Here is a 232-nt window from a genome sequence, read left to right as displayed (position 1 = left end):
GAACCAAAACCGATGATAGTTTTAGTACAGATAAGTGTAGGGCGTGGATCTGCTTTCGCAGCGATGATTGCTGCGTTAATCGCTTCAGAGTCATGACCATCTACAGCAGGGATTACGTGCCAGCCGTAAGATTCAAAACGCTTAGGCGTGTCGTCAGAGAACCAACCTTCAACGTGACCATCGATAGAGATGCCGTTGTCATCCCAGAATGCGATCAGTTTGCCAAGACCTA

Annotated in this window: 1 pseudogene; it reads right to left on the bottom strand. The window is 47.8% G+C overall.

The annotated features are described in order from the left end of the window. Nucleotides 1–232 (bottom strand): annotated as a pseudogene (locus tag AACR11_RS09935) (transketolase); the annotation flags it as partial.

It is taken from the genome of Vibrio sp. L85 (assembly GCF_963871815.1).
Lineage (GTDB): Bacteria > Pseudomonadota > Gammaproteobacteria > Enterobacterales > Vibrionaceae > Vibrio > Vibrio harveyi.
Note: the sequence above shows the minus strand (reverse complement) of the source record. Positions and strands in the feature narration are given on the sequence as shown.